This is a genomic window from Bradyrhizobium sp. CB3481, assembly GCF_029714305.1.
In the GTDB taxonomy this organism is placed as follows: domain Bacteria; phylum Pseudomonadota; class Alphaproteobacteria; order Rhizobiales; family Xanthobacteraceae; genus Bradyrhizobium.
In genome coordinates this window covers 5270806-5286489 of record NZ_CP121647.1, presented here as the reverse complement: position 1 = coordinate 5286489, position 15684 = coordinate 5270806, and the positions used below count along the sequence as shown (strand labels likewise).

11 protein-coding genes and 1 pseudogene are annotated in these 15684 nt (G+C 58.5%); 10 read left to right on the top strand and 2 right to left on the bottom strand.

From position 1 onward, the window contains the following. Nucleotides 1–801 precede the first annotated feature (801 nt). From QA643_RS25785 to QA643_RS25775, 3 genes are all read left to right on the top strand, one after another. A complete protein-coding gene (locus QA643_RS25785) occupies nt 802–2034 on the top strand; it encodes an acyl-CoA dehydrogenase family protein (protein ID WP_283028634.1) in 1233 nt (410 codons plus the stop codon). 1357 nt (nt 2035–3391) lie between these two features. Beyond that, complete coding sequence (locus QA643_RS25780; protein ID WP_283028633.1) at nt 3392–3889, top strand: hypothetical protein; 498 nt, start codon at nt 3392–3394, stop codon at nt 3887–3889. Between the two features lie 411 nt (nt 3890–4300). Further along, the gene (locus QA643_RS25775; RefSeq protein ID WP_283028632.1) at nt 4301–6739 is read left to right on the top strand and encodes a CoA transferase; all 2439 of its coding nucleotides are present in this window, start codon (nt 4301–4303) and stop codon (nt 6737–6739) included. A 462-nt stretch (nt 6740–7201) separates the two neighbouring features. Here the strand turns inward: QA643_RS25775 and QA643_RS25770 are convergent. Then, nucleotides 7202–8550: pseudogene (locus QA643_RS25770) on the bottom strand (IS701 family transposase). Nucleotides 8551–9139: 589 nt separating this feature from the next. On the opposite strand from QA643_RS25770, the gene QA643_RS25765 reads away from it, so the two are divergent. The 4 genes from QA643_RS25765 (at nt 9140) to QA643_RS25750 (ending at nt 11796) form a co-directional block, all read left to right on the top strand. Next, entirely contained in the window at nt 9140–9376 is a 237-nt protein-coding gene (locus QA643_RS25765) for a hypothetical protein (protein ID WP_283028631.1), read from the top strand. A gap of 210 nt (nt 9377–9586) precedes the next feature. After that, nucleotides 9587–9757 carry a hypothetical protein gene (locus QA643_RS25760; RefSeq protein WP_283028630.1) on the top strand — a complete coding sequence of 57 codons (171 nt, stop codon included), beginning with the start codon at nt 9587–9589 and terminating at the stop codon, nt 9755–9757. After that, on the top strand, nt 9747–10847 hold the full coding sequence (locus QA643_RS25755) for a recombinase family protein (RefSeq protein WP_283028629.1): 1101 nt from the start codon (nt 9747–9749) through the stop codon (nt 10845–10847). Before QA643_RS25760 ends, QA643_RS25755 begins: the two co-directional genes overlap by 11 nt. Nucleotides 10848–10941: 94 nt before the next feature. Continuing rightward, nucleotides 10942–11796, top strand: a complete 855-nt coding sequence (locus QA643_RS25750; protein WP_283028628.1) for a hypothetical protein — start codon at nt 10942–10944, stop codon at nt 11794–11796. Here QA643_RS25750 and QA643_RS25745 read toward each other — a convergent pair. Further along, nucleotides 11711–12181, bottom strand: coding sequence for a DDE-type integrase/transposase/recombinase (locus tag QA643_RS25745; protein WP_283028627.1), 471 nt, complete (start codon nt 12179–12181; stop codon nt 11711–11713). The genes QA643_RS25750 and QA643_RS25745 overlap by 86 nt on opposite strands. A gap of 148 nt (nt 12182–12329) precedes the next feature. Between QA643_RS25745 and QA643_RS25740 the strand changes: the two genes are divergently transcribed. From QA643_RS25740 to QA643_RS25730, 3 genes are all read left to right on the top strand, one after another. Beyond that, nucleotides 12330–12461, top strand: a complete 132-nt coding sequence (locus tag QA643_RS25740; RefSeq protein WP_283028626.1) for a hypothetical protein — start codon at nt 12330–12332, stop codon at nt 12459–12461. A gap of 793 nt (nt 12462–13254) precedes the next feature. Continuing rightward, complete coding sequence (gene ectB, locus QA643_RS25735) at nt 13255–14538, top strand: diaminobutyrate--2-oxoglutarate transaminase (RefSeq protein ID WP_283034932.1); 1284 nt, start codon at nt 13255–13257, stop codon at nt 14536–14538. A 20-nt stretch (nt 14539–14558) separates the two neighbouring features. Further along, a complete protein-coding gene (locus QA643_RS25730) occupies nt 14559–15449 on the top strand; it encodes a crotonase/enoyl-CoA hydratase family protein (RefSeq protein WP_283028625.1) in 891 nt (296 codons plus the stop codon). Nucleotides 15450–15684 lie beyond the last annotated feature (235 nt).

The following is a 15684-nucleotide window of genomic DNA, read 5'->3' as shown; positions in this document are numbered from 1 at the left end:
CGTCGCTCTCGGCGACCTCCGACGCTCGTCACCTAGCGACCTCTCACATCCGAACGTTTTCCGCTTTCTGCAGTTGGGTTGGCCACATGAGCAGGATCTGGCCCGTCGCTCCAAGAACAACGATTGGCGTCTGCCCCATTTGCCGCACCGGCTTCCGTGGAGATGATGTTCGGCACCATCGATGCGACGCCGAGACCTTCGTGCCGTCCTGCTGCTACTCGCGGCAGGCGTTAGCAGCTGGGCGCTCTTCCAGTCCAGGACATAGATTGGCGAGCTGGCGAGGTTACTGTCCGGGGCACTAAGGGCAATTGACCGAATGGCCCCGCTCTCGAGCAGCCCTGACGCCGCGGCCGCCAAAAACTACAATCGCCGGGCCGCTCGATCGATGATCGGCAGTCCGTATCTGTTCCTGCCCTTCACGCTGGATGGGAATTGTGAACCGCGGCGTAGTGTGCTGTAACTGTCGGGACCTTGGTCATCCAATAAGATTGACATTCGCCTTCGCCAAGAGCTCGCGCGGCCTCAGCTTGCCGAAGCCACCATACGCGTAATGCTGCCTCGGCTGCAGCGAGAATGGCGGATCGGCTCTGGTCGTTGGCCATGGATTACCTCCCAATCTTGGGAGTTGCGCTTCCAACGTTTACTTGGTTGGGTGCGGACTCTCAATGAGCCTCATCCGCTCCGCGCGCTGGTACACTCGGCGAACCAGATCAAATCATCGCGAAAAGCGCCAACAAGTTATCGCGATGTGGTCGTTTGCGTGAACGGCTGCGGCACACGTCTAGAAAAGAAGGAGTCCCTATGGATTTCACGATGTCGACGAAGCAGAAGGAATGGCTGAATCGGCTGCAGTCATTCATGGCTAAGCATATTCGGCCCGCGGTGCCTGTCTACAGGAAACAGGAGGCGGGCGGGCGCTGGAAGTTAATTCCCGTGGTCGAAGACCTAAAGGAGAAGGCGCGTACAGATGGTTTGTGGAATATGTTTCTGCCACCATCTTCGCATGAGGACGAAGAATTTCGCGGACCGGGATTGAGCAATTTGGAATATGCGCCGCTCGCCGAGGAGATGGGCCGCATCGGCTGGGCTTCCGAGGTCTTCAACTGCTCCGCGCCTGACACCGGGAACATGGAGGTGTTGATCCGCTATGGTAGCAAGGAGCAGAAGCAGCAGTGGTTGAAGCCGCTGTTGAACGGCGAGATCCGTTCCGCCTTCCTGATGACAGAGCCGGACGTCGCGTCATCTGACGCCACGAACATCGAGACGCGGATTGAGCGCGACGGTGATCATTACATAATCAACGGCCACAAGTGGTGGTCGTCGGGCATGGGCGATGCCCGCTGTAAGATTGCAATCGTCATGGGCAAGACCGATTTGAAGGCGCCGCGCCACCAGCAACAGTCCCAGATCCTGGTGCCCTTAGATGCGCCCGGCATCAAAATCGAGAAAATGCTGCCCGTGTTTGGCTACGATGATGCGCCGCAGGGCCACGGCCAGGTACTCCTTGAGAATGTGCGCGTTCCCATGAGCAATCTATTGTTGGGCGAAGGCCGTGGCTTCGAGATCGCACAAGGCCGACTCGGGCCAGGTCGCATCCATCACTGCATGCGTACCATCGGCAAAGCGGAAGAGGCGCTGGAGAAGATGGTCAAGCGCCTAAATTCGCGCGTCGCTTTTGGCAAGAAGATCATCGATCACTCCGTGTGGGAGCAGCGCATCGCGGAGGCTCGTATCGACATCGAAATGAACCGGCTCTTGTGCCTAAAAGCCGCTGACATGATGGACAAGCTCGGCAACAAGGCCGCTAAGCTCGAGATTGCCATGATCAAGGTGGGGGCACCCCGCATGGCCCTCAAGGTCATCGATCAGGCGATCCAGGCTTTTGGTGGCGCCGGCGTCTCCGACGAAGCGGGCCTTGCGCGCGACTACGCGTCAATGCGCACCATGCGTCTTGCGGATGGCCCCGATGAAGTGCATTGCCGTACCATTACCAAGCTTGAACTCCGGAGGTATTCAGACGTTCTGGTGAATTAGTAAGGAAGTTTCTGCGTCGCTCCGGACGTGAACACAGAGAGCACTACCTATCGGTCGGTACCCGGCTTTCCCAGCGCCTCTGTTCGTTGCCGCCGAGGTATTTGCGTTCGCGTCCACGAACTGCGCGCCGGTTCCGGCGCTGCGCTCCGCGCCAAGCCGCGCACGCGAGGTCCCGTGATGGCGGCAAAGGACAACGAGCAGCTTTCGGCGATCGGTTCAACAAGTGCACATGCGAACGCATCCACACTAACGTGGTGTGCCGCACGCTCTTCCGGCAAGACTCTTGCCGTTGGTGCATGGCGTCTGCTGCTGCGGAACGATCGCTAGGCTAGCAGGGATTTCGTAGGTCAAGAATGGCGTACGAAGCCAATGCACCGAGCAAACGCCGGGCATTGAAGCCAATTGGCCCTGCTGTGACTACGTCATGCACTCAGAAAGGCGGTGGCCCAATGCACCTGCCGCTTTGGTGCTGGGTTAACGGCAGTGAAAGGGGCTCCTTCCAGTTTCGAACTGTGAAACTGCAGGGATAGATAGTTGATATTGTTGTTTTCGGAACGCGTCACCGCCAGCTAAGCACGGTGAGCCTGACGGCCGTGGTACAGATATGAGCTCCGCCTAATCGATTGGCTTGCGACTGAAAGCCATGCATGCAACACGAGCGCAAGTCGGATTCCGAGGTCGACGAGACCAGTATAGGTGGTTATGGCCACCAATTCCGAAATACTTCCTTTTACCGGCGTGTACGATCATCGCGACGCTCGTGTTTGTGGATGCGGCAGTTTCATCAATGAAGCCAGCTTACTGCGATCGAGCTCAGTGGTTGGCGAGGCTGTTACGCGTACCAAGCGGCGGATCTGTCAAAAAAGGGCTGATCGAAAGCAGTCCAAGGGTCTACACGATGTTCCTGTGATATGCTGTAGCCCAAGCTCGAGCTTAGGCCGATAGAATTCCGCTTCCCCTGAGCGGACCCTTGAATACCGAACGACGCTCCGTGGTTCGATGACAAGCAAGTGGCTGAGGTTGCAATCACCCTGTTCCGCTATGCGGCCGGTCCCTGCCGGTGGAATTCTGCTTGGACGTCAGGCCATCGCGGCAGCCCCGGAAGATGAACAGATCGCCAGTATGGGGATCGCGCTTCAGGCTCTCCTAAACGGTAAGAGCCAGGTTTGTACGCGCGATCCAGACTTTGCGGCAGCCGCCAAGCTCGATGTCGATCATGCTAGGCGTGGACGCTGCGCAGCAGGGAAAGACGCCGATCGCTGCATGCTGATCGACGCCGGAGCTGGGGCAGAGGTGGTGGCGACAAGACCGAGAGCTGGCACCGCCTCGCCCAAGGAGGCCTGGGAAGCCTACCGGCGTGGGTGAACAGCTGGCAGGCTCTGAGCAAATCCGTGCCGGCCTTCTGAATCGAAACGATCCTCGACCTTTCCGATCGGCCGATTTGACTTGGCGACCCGACTATACCCTGCTGCTGCTTGCGGGGCAGATCAGCCTGCGGCTACCCGAGCTGATCAACCTCGACAGACACGCCGTGGCTTTCGGCGTCGGCGCACGTGCGATCCATAGTAATGGTCAAAAAGGACCGATGCTCTTGACTGATACCGCCACAACACCGCGCGACGCGCGGCCCATCGCTCAAAGAACCGGCGCGCCACGGCACAAGACGCCGTTTCTCAATGTGCACGGCGGTCGACCTAACGCTACAGTGGGCGCGGTCTTGCCGTACCCTCCACACATGTTCCGCCCAAGCTTCTATCGGATGTTTGCTGTGGAAACGAGCCTACCGGCATTCGTAGCTTGCGGCTTTGTCCCGTCAAGTACAAATAGCTTGAAGAAGGTAGCAGTGTTGGCCTGAGGCGCAAACCATGAAGAGAATGCCGAATGGATGGCAGTGTCGCTCGGCGTTCTAGAACTAGGGAACGCCCGGCTGCACGCTCTCAGGCGCCGCTTGGCCCTAGATCCACGCTTGCTATAAAGGGGAATAGCAAAATGCTTGATCCCGACCAGGAAGTAGCTGCGGCCTTGAAATTGAGATGTCGACTCATCTGCGCGCAAAGGAGCATCGTTTCCCTCTCAATCGCTACGTCGTGATCGAGATCGGCACTCTCAGTCCAAATACCCGCGACCGCGCACCAATCGCAAACACCTGTGTATCGTCTGGAGGGAAGTACGTTTGCAGTGTCGAGGGCATGGCGCGACGCAAGGTGATATCTCGACGCGCAAAGTGATTTCCCGAATAGCGTGGCCAAAAGCAATGGAGCCTTTGATGGGAGTGTTATCGCATCTGCGAATCGTCGAGATCGGTAGCTCGGCGGCAACAAGCTATTGCGCGCGATTGTTTGCAGATTTCGGCGCCGACGTGCAGAAGGTCGAGCCGCAAGCCGGCGACCCGCTTCGCCGCAGCGATCCACTCACGCCCGGTGGCCAGAGCGCATGGTTCGCATTTCTGAACTTCAACAAGTCAAGCGTCATTATCGATGCCACGGAGCCGGGTACGCTCGCACGCCTCACGACGCTGATCGAGTCTTGCGACATTTTGATTGATGGACGCGCCGTCGATTCCGCGGAATGCCCGACTGTTGATATCGCCGCGATCCAGCAGCGATGCCCACAATTGGTGTACCTCGAAGCGAGCTGGTTCGGGAGTGGTGGGCCGTATACTGAATTCGTCGCAACGGATTCGACAGTCCGGGCGCTTGCCGGCCTAATCAAGCTCGTTGGACCTGTGGAAGGCCCACCGTTACACGCCCCGGACTTTCAGACGGGTATTCTTGCCGGCCTGTGGGGTTTCGTCGCGGCGGCTACTTCGACGATAGCGCGAATGCAGGGAGGAGCAGGGCGGTCGTGGTCGCTCAGCATCTTTGAATCGAACCTAGCTCTGAGCGAATATCTCATGTCCGAGGCGTCTGCGCGCGGCGACGTGATGCACCGGATTGGCATTAACCGTTTCTGGCGGACCTTTCCGTCCGGCATTTACGAAACCAGAAAAGGGTGGCTCGGGGTTACGACAGTCACGCCGGCACAGTGGCGCGAGTTCTGCGACATGCTCAGCCTGTCTGAATTGCGTGATGATCCGGCTCTGGTGCTGGGTGCCGATAGGCTGGAACGCGCGGATCAGATCGAGCGGCAGTTCATGTCGAAGCTGATGACACGCACAGCGCAGGAGTGGTTTGCGGAGGGACTGAAGCGCAAAATCCCCATCGTACCGGTGCCCGAAATATCCGATCTGCTCCACGAAACGGAGAAGACGGTGCGGGGTGCAATCGTGCCTGTCCAATTTGGTGAAGAAGTGGGCCTGACCGCTGGTTCGGTGCAACGGCTGACATTGACCCCGCCTCGCCGGGCAGGGAAGGTTCCGAAGCCCGGTGAGCAGCAGACTTTCGCAAATGCACGGACCGGCACAGCATCGGCGTCGTCTGGCTGTATCGATGGCGCCCGATCGCCATTGCATGGAATTCGCGTCATCGACTTGTCGATGGGCTGGGCGGGTCCATTGTGCACGCGCACACTGGCTGATCTCGGCGCCGACGTCATCAAGGTCGAGGCCATCCAATATCCGGACTGGTGGCGCGGCGTTGACCGACGACCTGCTTACGTCGACGCCCAGATATACGAAAAGACGCTGTGCTTCTGCATTATGAACCGCAACAAGCGAGGCATTACACTCGACCTAAAGCGGCCGCAGGGACTCAATCTTGCCAGACGTTTGTTGGCTGAAGCCGACATTGTCGTTGACAATTACTCGGTCGATGTGATGTCGAAGCTCGGACTTGGCTACGACGTTCTCAGAAAACTCAACCCGCGGTTGGTCATGATGTCCATGTCAGCGTTTGGTGCAGACAGCATCCATCGTGATTGCCGGGCCTACGGTTCGACACTTGAGCAGGGTTCTGGGTTACCGAGCGTGACCGGAAATCCCGACGGGCCACCCGTGATGAGCCACGTCGCCTTCGGAGATGCCGTCGGCGGACTAAACGGCTGCGCTGCAGTTCTGGTGGCTCTGATTCACGCTCGCAGAACCGGGCAGGGACAGTTCATTGATCTGGCGCAGGTCGAATGCATGATGCCGTTTTCGGCGCCATGGATTACCCTCCACTCGATCGATGGTCTGCCGCCGAGGCGGTATGGCAATCGACATCCCCAGTTCGTGCCGCATGGCTGCTTCCGGTGTGCGGGTGAGGACAACTGGATCGTAGTTGCTGCAACGGACGAGGATATGTGGCAAAGGCTTGCTATCCTTATTGGCCGGCCAGACTGGGCCACGGATGCGTCGTTGAAATCGGTGGAAGGTCGCCGCGGCATCGAGGATGTGATCGAGAGAGGCATCGAGGCCTGGACACTCGCCCGCGATGCGGATCATGTCATGGTTCAGCTGCAATCGGCAAGGATCGCGGCCGGTGTGGCCCGGCTGCCAATTGACTTGCTCTGGGATCGGCATCTCAGGTCGCGTGGGTTTCTGCAGGAAATCGAACGCGCGTTCATAGGCTTGCATCCACAGCCCTCGATGCCAATTCGCGAAGGTGCAGCACCCTATGCGATCCGCGCTGCGGCGCCGACGCTCGGAGAACATAATAGAGAGATTTTATCAGGCATTTTGGGGCTTCTCGAGGCAGAGATAGCGCAATTGGCGAGGGAAGGCATCATTGGTACGAAGATGCTTTCCGAAGGGGAGCTGGCAAAAGTAAAGAGGGTGCCGTCGGACTGACAAATCCGCGCTACAATTAGATCACGCTCCTGAGCCTTGCGTCGATAAATGTGGCTCCAGGCTCGCTCCAGTCCTTCTGAGAAAGCGTACGGCAGAGCACCGGGCTGGGGCGCCAAATATAGTTGCGAACCATCCGTGTCCGGATTTGAGGTGCCAACAACCGGTTCAACCGCTGCGCGGCTCCCCTGAGCAACCTAAAAATGTAGTCGGCGTCTTATTGTGGCCACGATGACTTTGTCGATCGCGAGGTGCTCGATGACTTGCCGATTAGCGCCTCCTTTCCTGAAGCATAGCCCTCACAGAAGATCGCCAGGTACGCCTTCACATGTGTGTAACGAACTGACCCTCCTTGTCGTGCGCCAGCTTGTTGGCGAGAGATCTCGCCGGTCGCGAAAGCCCATGGTATCTAATGGCTACACGGGATAGCACTACTTTGGCAGAATGTGTTTGCGCCACTGTTTTTCAAGGATTTGTTTTCGGCAATACGGGCACTGTTGAGGCGGCGGCCGAAGGATGAGGTCGACGATGGCGTGACGTACGGCGGGCATGGTTGGCTGAGGCGGAGGCCCGTTGATTCTTTTTTTTCCGCCCCGCGTATGCGAGGCGACGATGCTGCAGGAAGGCGTAGGCAATCATTGTCATCAAGGCGTGGCGATGGAGACCCTGCCATGATCGCCCTTCGAAGTGATCAAGTCCAAGCTCCTCCTTCAATTGCTGATGCGCCTGCTCACAGATCCATCGTGCCTTGATAGTAGCGGCCAGTGTGCGCAGATCCGTCGCCGCAGGGAGGTTGGCGAGATAATATTTCTTCTCTCCTGAAGCACGTTGTTCCCCAATGAGCCAAGCTTCGTCGCCCGGGAGATGCTGCTGACCTTTATCCCATATCCGCTGCGGAGGGCCATCGGCGGTGCGAACCCGAACAGCCGCAAATCGGGCTTTCAGCCGGCCCTTCGTCCCGCTGCGCCAACTCACGTTTCCCACTTGGCACCTGGCCAGCATCTGTTCTGCCGCAATCGATAAGATATCTGGTACGTGGTGCTTTCGTGGTTTCCCGCGGACTTTAGTAATCGGCCAAACGAGCTGTACATCAACCGGATACACCTTGAGGTGCCGAGGAATGCCGACGGCCCAGGCCAGCCCGCGTTCGGTTAGCCCTTGTCGAAACGGTGCGCTGAGCCCGTATCCTGCATCCGCCAGCACACATCCAAAGCGAACATTGGCTGCCATCGCTCGATCAACCTCAGCCAAAGCAATTTCCGGCTTGGATCGTGCCGTTCGGTGTTCGATCGGCACGCGAGCACGCTTCAATCGAGACACATTGGCTGTCCAACTCTCGGGCAGAAAGAGACGCAAGGCGACCATCACGGGCACTTCGCCGCGCGCAAGTGTCAGCGACACCAGCGTTTGGCAATTTGCCGTTTTGCCAAGAGAGGACGCATATTGAGGCGCGACACCAACCGAGCGGTCGCCCTTCTTCGGCATTGCCGTGTCGTCAATAACAAGCACCGCATCCTTGCCGCCGACAAGCCGGTCCGCCTGGTTGAGCAGTTCGGATTCCAGCGGTGTCGCGTCCCAGACCCCATCGGCGATGAAATGGTGCAGCTGATCGTAGTTGCCGGTTGCAAGGCGTTCTGCCATCGGCTGAACGCTTTTGCGATCGCCAGGGCCGATCAATCCCGCAACGTACAAGGGGCACATCCGCTGCCGGGTCTTATGACCCAGTCGGTCCAGGAACGGCTCAACCAGCGTTCGAGTTCGTCTTCCCACTTCGCCATGGTCAGCCCTCCGAGAGCCGACCACCCATGAATCATTGAAAAATTGATTCGGGAATCTCGAAAAACGCGCCAAAAGCGATATTCTGCCAAAGTAGTGATAGCTTTTGCCTATGTCGGTTCATTAGCCCTATCCAGCAAAAGGTAGCTCAACTCTGTCCATTTCTCAGGGGAAGATCAGGTCCCGCGGAGGAAGTCCAAGCATCGAGCTACAGTGTAGGGCTGCTTCCTCCTGTCGAGCGTAGGAGTGGCCACAGGCTAAAGGTTTAATCGAACAAACAACTGCCCGATGAGCCAGTAGCCGTTTTGCGCTCGGCAGCAGCACGCGATCACGTGGCGCTCCTCCGTTCAGTACGCGGCGCCGACGCTTGGATGGTCATTGGTTTGCCGCGACCGTATCAGAAAAATATTCGAACTAAGTGAGATCGGCCAAGCGTCATAGTCTCTAATTGCCTCCCCACTCTCCCCACGACTGCCAGGTACCTGCACGCTGCAGAGCTAATCGACTTCTATTCCGCCCGAAGAAAAAGCATTCTCGAATCATTCAGAGTGATCTTCTCCCGAAAAAGTGGACGGGTTAAGCGGCTTTTAGCTCCATTTTGACCGGCGAGAGATATCCGATGGCGGAATGGAGCCGGGTTCGATTGTACAACAACTTTTGAGAACGCCCACAGGACCGTTCTTCGCGAAGTACTATATCGGCATCATCCTTGGTTTGGTCGCCGAGTTTGCGTTCATGGGACCGTCTCCAAGGCTGATGATGTCGTTTTTCGCTGCACTCTGGACGGGTCGCAAGCAGATCGTTGGCTGGAAGTTCCAGCATGGATGTTCGACCGTACGGCGTGCCCTGACGCTGAGCTTTTGACAGCTCAGCCGTTTGTTAGCATCGATGCAATTGCCGCGCTTTCTGCGCTTCTCGATCTGGCGTTGAAGGCTCGAACGCCATCAGCTGCCCTGGTTTCTGGCGCATCCAAAGGCTCTCACGACCAGAATCGGGGAGCGACTCATGTCACGCCAGACGGCAATGCCAGGGAGCGGATACCGACACAATCAAAAACCGCGGTCGCAGCAGCAGATGGATCTGTTCGGGAGCGGCCTGTTGAACAGCGCCATCGGCGCGCCGGCATGGTCGGAGCTGCCGGCAGAAGCGCGGGCGGCCCTCACGAGCCTGATGACGCAATTGATCCTCGACTACGCTGCGGCGACGAGAACGCCGCGCGCGAAGGAGGTCGGTCATGATCTCTGACAAAGTCAGGCCTCATCATCTCGCGCGCAAGGCAATTCTTTACGTGCGTCAATCCTCAGCGCATCAGGTGTTGCACAATCGCGAGAGCAGCGCGTTGCAATACGCCATGCGAGACCGGCTGACGGCGTTCGGGTGGTCAGAGATCGAAGTGATCGATGATGATCTCGGTCGGTCAGCCGCCGGCGGGGTACAACGCGCAGGCTTCGAGCGAATGGTGGCGGAGGTCTGTCTCGGTAAGGTTGGCGCGGTTTGCGCCCGCGAGGTCTCGCGCTTCGCTCGCAACAGCCGGGATTGGCAGCAACTCATCGAGATGTGCCGTGTGGTCGATACCGTTCTGGTCGATCAGGAGACCATCTATGCGCCAAGGCACGGCAACGACCGCCTGTTGCTCGGGCTCAAGGGCAGCCTCAACGAGTACGAGCTGGATCTGTTGCGCCAGCGCTCGCTCTCAGCCCGCTACGAGAAGGCGCGCCGGGGCGAGTTGGTTGTGGCAGCGCCGGTGGGCTTCGTGAAGTCCGGCGACCGTTATGAGAAGGATCCGGATCGGCGTGTCCAGGAAGCGATCAAGCTGGTGTTCGACAAGGTCGAGGAGCTGGGCAGCGCGCGACAGGCGCTCTGCTGGCTCCACGAGTACAATCTCGATCTGCCGGTGAAGCAGACCAACGGCGACACGGCCTGGCGGCGACCGAGCTACTCCGCCATCCACCGGATCATTGAGAACCCGGCCTACGGCGGCGCCTATGCGGCGGGATACGGCGCCGAGGGCGTGAGCGTGAAGATCCGCCGCAAGGCGCGGAACGAATGGTTGGCGCTAAAGCCCAACACCCACGATGGGTACGTGAGCTGGGAGAGGTTCGAGGCGATCCGCACCATGGTTAGCAGCAACGTTCCCACCGGTCGGCATCACGGCGCGCCCAAGCACGGTGACGCGCTGCTGGCCGGTCTGATCCGCTGCAAGCGCTGCGGTCGCAAGCTCACACTCCGGTACTCCGGCATGAAGCACCATATCCCGCGCTACAGCTGCAGCCGCGCCTGGATGGACAATGGCAGGCCCTCACTGCATCGGCTTCGGCAGACTGCGCGTCGATGATGCAATCGAGGAAGCACTGCTTGGGATCGTCGGTCCGGGCGCTATCGCCGCTGCGACCGCTGCCGCCAACGAGGCCAGCGAACGGCGGGATCAGGTGCGCGAGGCTCTCAGTCGCGACCTCGAAGCGGCGCGCTATGCCGTCGACCGGGCCTTCCGGCAATACGATGCCGCTGATCCCGCGAACCGGCTGGTGGCGGGCGAGCTTGAAGCGCGCTGGAACAGGGCGCTTGCTCACGCGGCGGAGGTCGAGGGCAGGATCGCCATGCATGAGGCGGCGACGCCCACCCCCATTGCTGATCCAGCGTCGCTCGGCGTTCTGGCCTCGAACCTCAAAACGGTCTGGGATGCGCCGACGACGGATGCGCGCCTCAAGAAGCGGATTGTGCGCACCCTCATCCATGAGGTCGTGGCCGATATCGACGATGCGGCCTCCGAGATTGTCCTCATCATCCACTGGGTCGGCGGCGTTCACAGCGAGATACGCCTGCCCAAGCGCCGGCGCGGGCAGCGTAACAGCACCTCCGCCAGCATCATCGAAGCTGTGCGCCAACTGGTGCTGATCGCCAATGACGATCTGATCGCCGGCCTCCTCAACCGCAACGGCCTCAAGACCGGTAACGGTCATCGCTGGACGCGCGAGCGTGTCACCTCGATGCGCTCGAACTATCACATCCCGGTGTTCAAGCCCGCCGAGGACGGGATCGAGCCCTGGCTAAACCTGAGCAACGCGGCAAAGCTCCTAAAGATTGCGCCCAAGACGCTCCGGCTCGCCGCTGGAGCCGGCGAGATCGCAGCCATCCATCCGCTCTCGGACGGCCCATGGATCTTCGCCCGCACCGAGCTGATAACAACTGCTGCTCAATCTATCGCCGAACGAGCGCGACAGAACCCAAGATACCCCACAAAATCGCATCCCAATCAGCAAAATCTCTTCTCTTCAACAACATAGACAGATGGGTGTTCTGATGCGCAGTTGTAGAAGCCCTCGATGAAGGCGAAGATATCGCACTGGGCCTCGGCACGGGTTTGGTACTGACGATGATGAACGAGGTCCGTCTTGAGAGGTGGAAGAAGCTCTCCATCGGAGCATTGTCGTAGCAGTCGGCCTTGCGGCTCATCGATGCGGTCAGGTCGGCGGCTGCAAGAGCGGCGCGGTAGTGGTGTGAGGCATGTTGGGCGCCGTGATCGGAATGATGGATCAATCCGGCAGCGGGCCGCTGCTGGCGGAGCGCCATCGATAGCGCGGAGGAGACAAGTTCGACCCGCAGATGGTCCCGCATCGCCCAACCGATGATCTTGCGGCTGAAGAGGTCCATGACGGCAGCCAGATACAACCAGCCCTCGGCTGTCGGGATCTAGGTGATATCGGCAAGCCAGACCAGATTTGGGGCTGCGGCGGTGAAGTCGTGCGCGCGATCGGCAGATTATGGCAACTGTCGGTGGTGCGGACCTGACGGGCGGCGCCATGATAGCCTGAATGCCATGCCATCGCATCAAGCGCTCGATCCGGCCACGGCTGACGTCACGTCTCTGCGTCCGCAGGACAGCATGGACCCAGGGACTGCCACAATGCTGGCTGCTCTCGCGATGGACCTGCCGGATCTCGGCCAGTAGCACGGGTTGTTGCTTGCACGGGCGCTCACCGGGCGCTTGCGCCCAAGCGCAATAGCCGGCCGGCGAGACCTCGAGCACGGCACACATCAGCCGTACCGGACAAGTGGCGCGATCGTCCTCGGTGAAGCGGAATCTCATGTCCGGTTTCCGGCAAAGATCGCGATCGATTTTTCAAAATTCGCGCTCCATGCGAAGCCGTTCGTTCTCCTGGGGCGGCCGGGCGATCTCCGAAGCTTGGTCCGCCGACATCGGCGTCGTCTGCGTGGTGGGGCGCCACGCCGCCGATGCCGGCTCCTGCCGAAACCTATCCATCCAGGATCGCAGCACCGAGTCGCGCAGACCGAGCTCCTTGGCGACCGACCCGATCGATCGACCGCTCGATACTACCAGTTCAACGGCCTGGCGCTTTGTAATCCTCTGTGAACGATCGACGCTGACGTTCTGGCATTCGACACCTCCGGGCTCCTCGAGCCCTACTACAGGTGTCCACTCATTCGGAGGAGGTTCAAGAGGGCCAGTTCTCCGGCCTAGCGGTTGATTGCCGTTTGGAAGTAGGGGCAGAAGTTGACCAACTGATCCTACTAGGTCTAGCAGGTCCGCCTTTCCCAATTCTCAGGTATGTCAGCGCAGTCATCATGCGAGACACGCTTCGTGCGCTATATGGCTCGCTCATACGCGCGGTACGTCCAGTCCCTACTTCTATGGCTCGCGCAATCAGAGACTGGCTTGTTCATTGAATCACGTGCTTGCAGAGGAAACGACCATGGGTGGAGCGATTGGCAATCAACGTAACATGAAGGTCTTCGAAACCCTGGAATCAAACGTTCGTTTGTACTCACGTTCGTTCCCGGCTATTTTCAGTCGAGCACGCGGCTCAATCATGCTAACGGAAGATGGTCGAAATGTAATTGACTTCCTCTCCGGTGCTGGAGCGCTGAACTACGGCCACAACAATCACCGAATCAAAGCTGCCATTACTGAGTATCTAGCATCGGATGCCTTAGTCCACGGTCTTGACATGGCCACTCCTGCAAAGCTCGAATTCATGGAGACGTTCAACTCCGTCATACTTCGGGAGCGGAATCTACAATATCGGTTCCAATTCACGGGACCAACGGGAGCCAATGCTATTGAAGCAGCGTTAAAGCTCTCACGTAGAGTCACAGGTCGCCAAAATATCATCTCATTTACGCGTGGATATCATGGCATGAGCTTGGGAGCGATTGCCGCGAGTGGAAATCGGTTTTATCGCACTGCCAGCAGCATTTTCTTATCGGGCGCAACTTTCATGCCCTATGATGGCTATCTTGGGTCGGCTGTTGATACCGCTGACTACCTGAAGAAAGTCTTGATGGACGAGAGCAGTGGCATTGATCATCCGGCTGCCATTCTCGTCGAAACCGTTCAGGGAGAGGGAGGGATAAACGTTGCTAGTAAGGAGTGGTTGCAGTCAATCCAGGCGATAGCAAAGAATGTAGGGGCCCTTCTTATAGTAGATGATATCCAGATGGGGTGTGGTCGTACTGGCGAATTCTTCAGCTTCGAGTTCGCAGATTTGTCCCCCGACATTGTCGTACTATCGAAGTCATTAAGTGGCTACGGTCTTCCGTTATCCATGTTGTTGATCAAAGAGGGGTTCGATGCGTGGCAGCCAGGAGAACACACAGGCACGTTCCGAGGAAACAACCTTGCACTTATATGCGCAACCGCAGCGATAAATTGTTATTGGCGCTGCAGGACGTTCTCGCAAGGAGTTCACCACATGGGAGAACTGATGCGGCACCGACTTGAGGCTATTGCATCGAGGCATGGGAACGATTTTCTTGTTCGTGGCCGGGGCATGGCGTTGGGGTTTGACTGCCAAACGAAGGAAATCGCAGAGGCGACGACGCGCAATGCATTTGAACACGGATTAGTTGTTGAACGATGCGGCCCCGTTGACCAAGTCGTGAAATTCCTGCCCGCGCTTACGATAGACGTTGAGACACTAAATCGGGGGCTTGAGATATTTGAGAAATCGTTGGCGGAAACGCTGAAAGAGTTGGGTCGCCGTGATCTGGCACCCACTGTTCGCTGAGACAACAGGAAGGAAACAGCATGCCCTACGAGACTATCAAATACCACCTCTCCGAGCAGATCCTCACGATTACCTTGAATCGGCCGGAAAAGCTCAACGCCTGTACCGCCACTATGGAGCAGGAATTGATAGATGCCGTCGACCGCGCCGATAAAGATGACGACGTCCGCGCCATTATTGTGACTGGAGAAGGGCGCGCTTTCTGCGCCGGAGCCGACCTTTCCTCGGGCGCCAACACATTTGATCTCCATGCGCGAGGCTGGCAGATTAAACGGCTGTCCGATGGCACGATAGATTACAGCGACCGGAAGATCAGCGACGGCGGCGGCCAGCTGACGTTGCGGTTATTCAAATGCCTCAAACCCGTGATCGCGGCGGTGAACGGGGCGGCCGTGGGGATGGGCGCGACGATGCAACTGGCGATGGACATGCGTATCGCGTCTAAGACCGCGCGCTTCGGCTTTGTGTTCTCCCAGCGTGGTCTGGTGCCGGAGGCAGCCTCGAGTTGGTTCCTGCCGCGTATTGTCGGCATCGCCCGAGCAATCGAGTGGTGCTGCAGCGGCCGGGTATTCGGGGCCCAGGAGGCGCTCGCCAGCGGGCTGGTCAGCAAGGTAGTGCCGCCCGATCAACTCCTGCCGATGGCGCGTGCGCTCGCCCACGACGTCATCGACAGAAGCGCACCCGTGTCAGTGGCGCTGACGCGACAGATGTTGTGGCGGATGCTCGGTGCCGATGATCCTATGGAAGCCCACAAGATCGACAGCCGCGGCATTTATGCGCGCGGCCGTTCCCTCGACGCAAAGGAAGGCATAGCGGCTTTTCTAGAGAAGCGGCCTGCGGTGTTTGTTGACAAAGTGTCGACAGACATGCCGGATTACTTTCCATGGTGGACCGAGCGGCAGTATGATTAGTCATTTAGGGCCCGACCAACTGAATCGATGCACGAAATCGTGCGTCTATAATGGATCGGAAGACGGGAGTCGGATTATGCGAGGTTGGGCCAAATATATGGCGCGAGCTTATGCCATCTCTGAGATATTTACATGCCGGCCGCGATCCGATGACGGCGAGGAGCCATGGGGGCCGATCTTCATCGAATCGACGAGACGTGCGTGATTACCATCCGAGCTTGATCTTCACTATCGG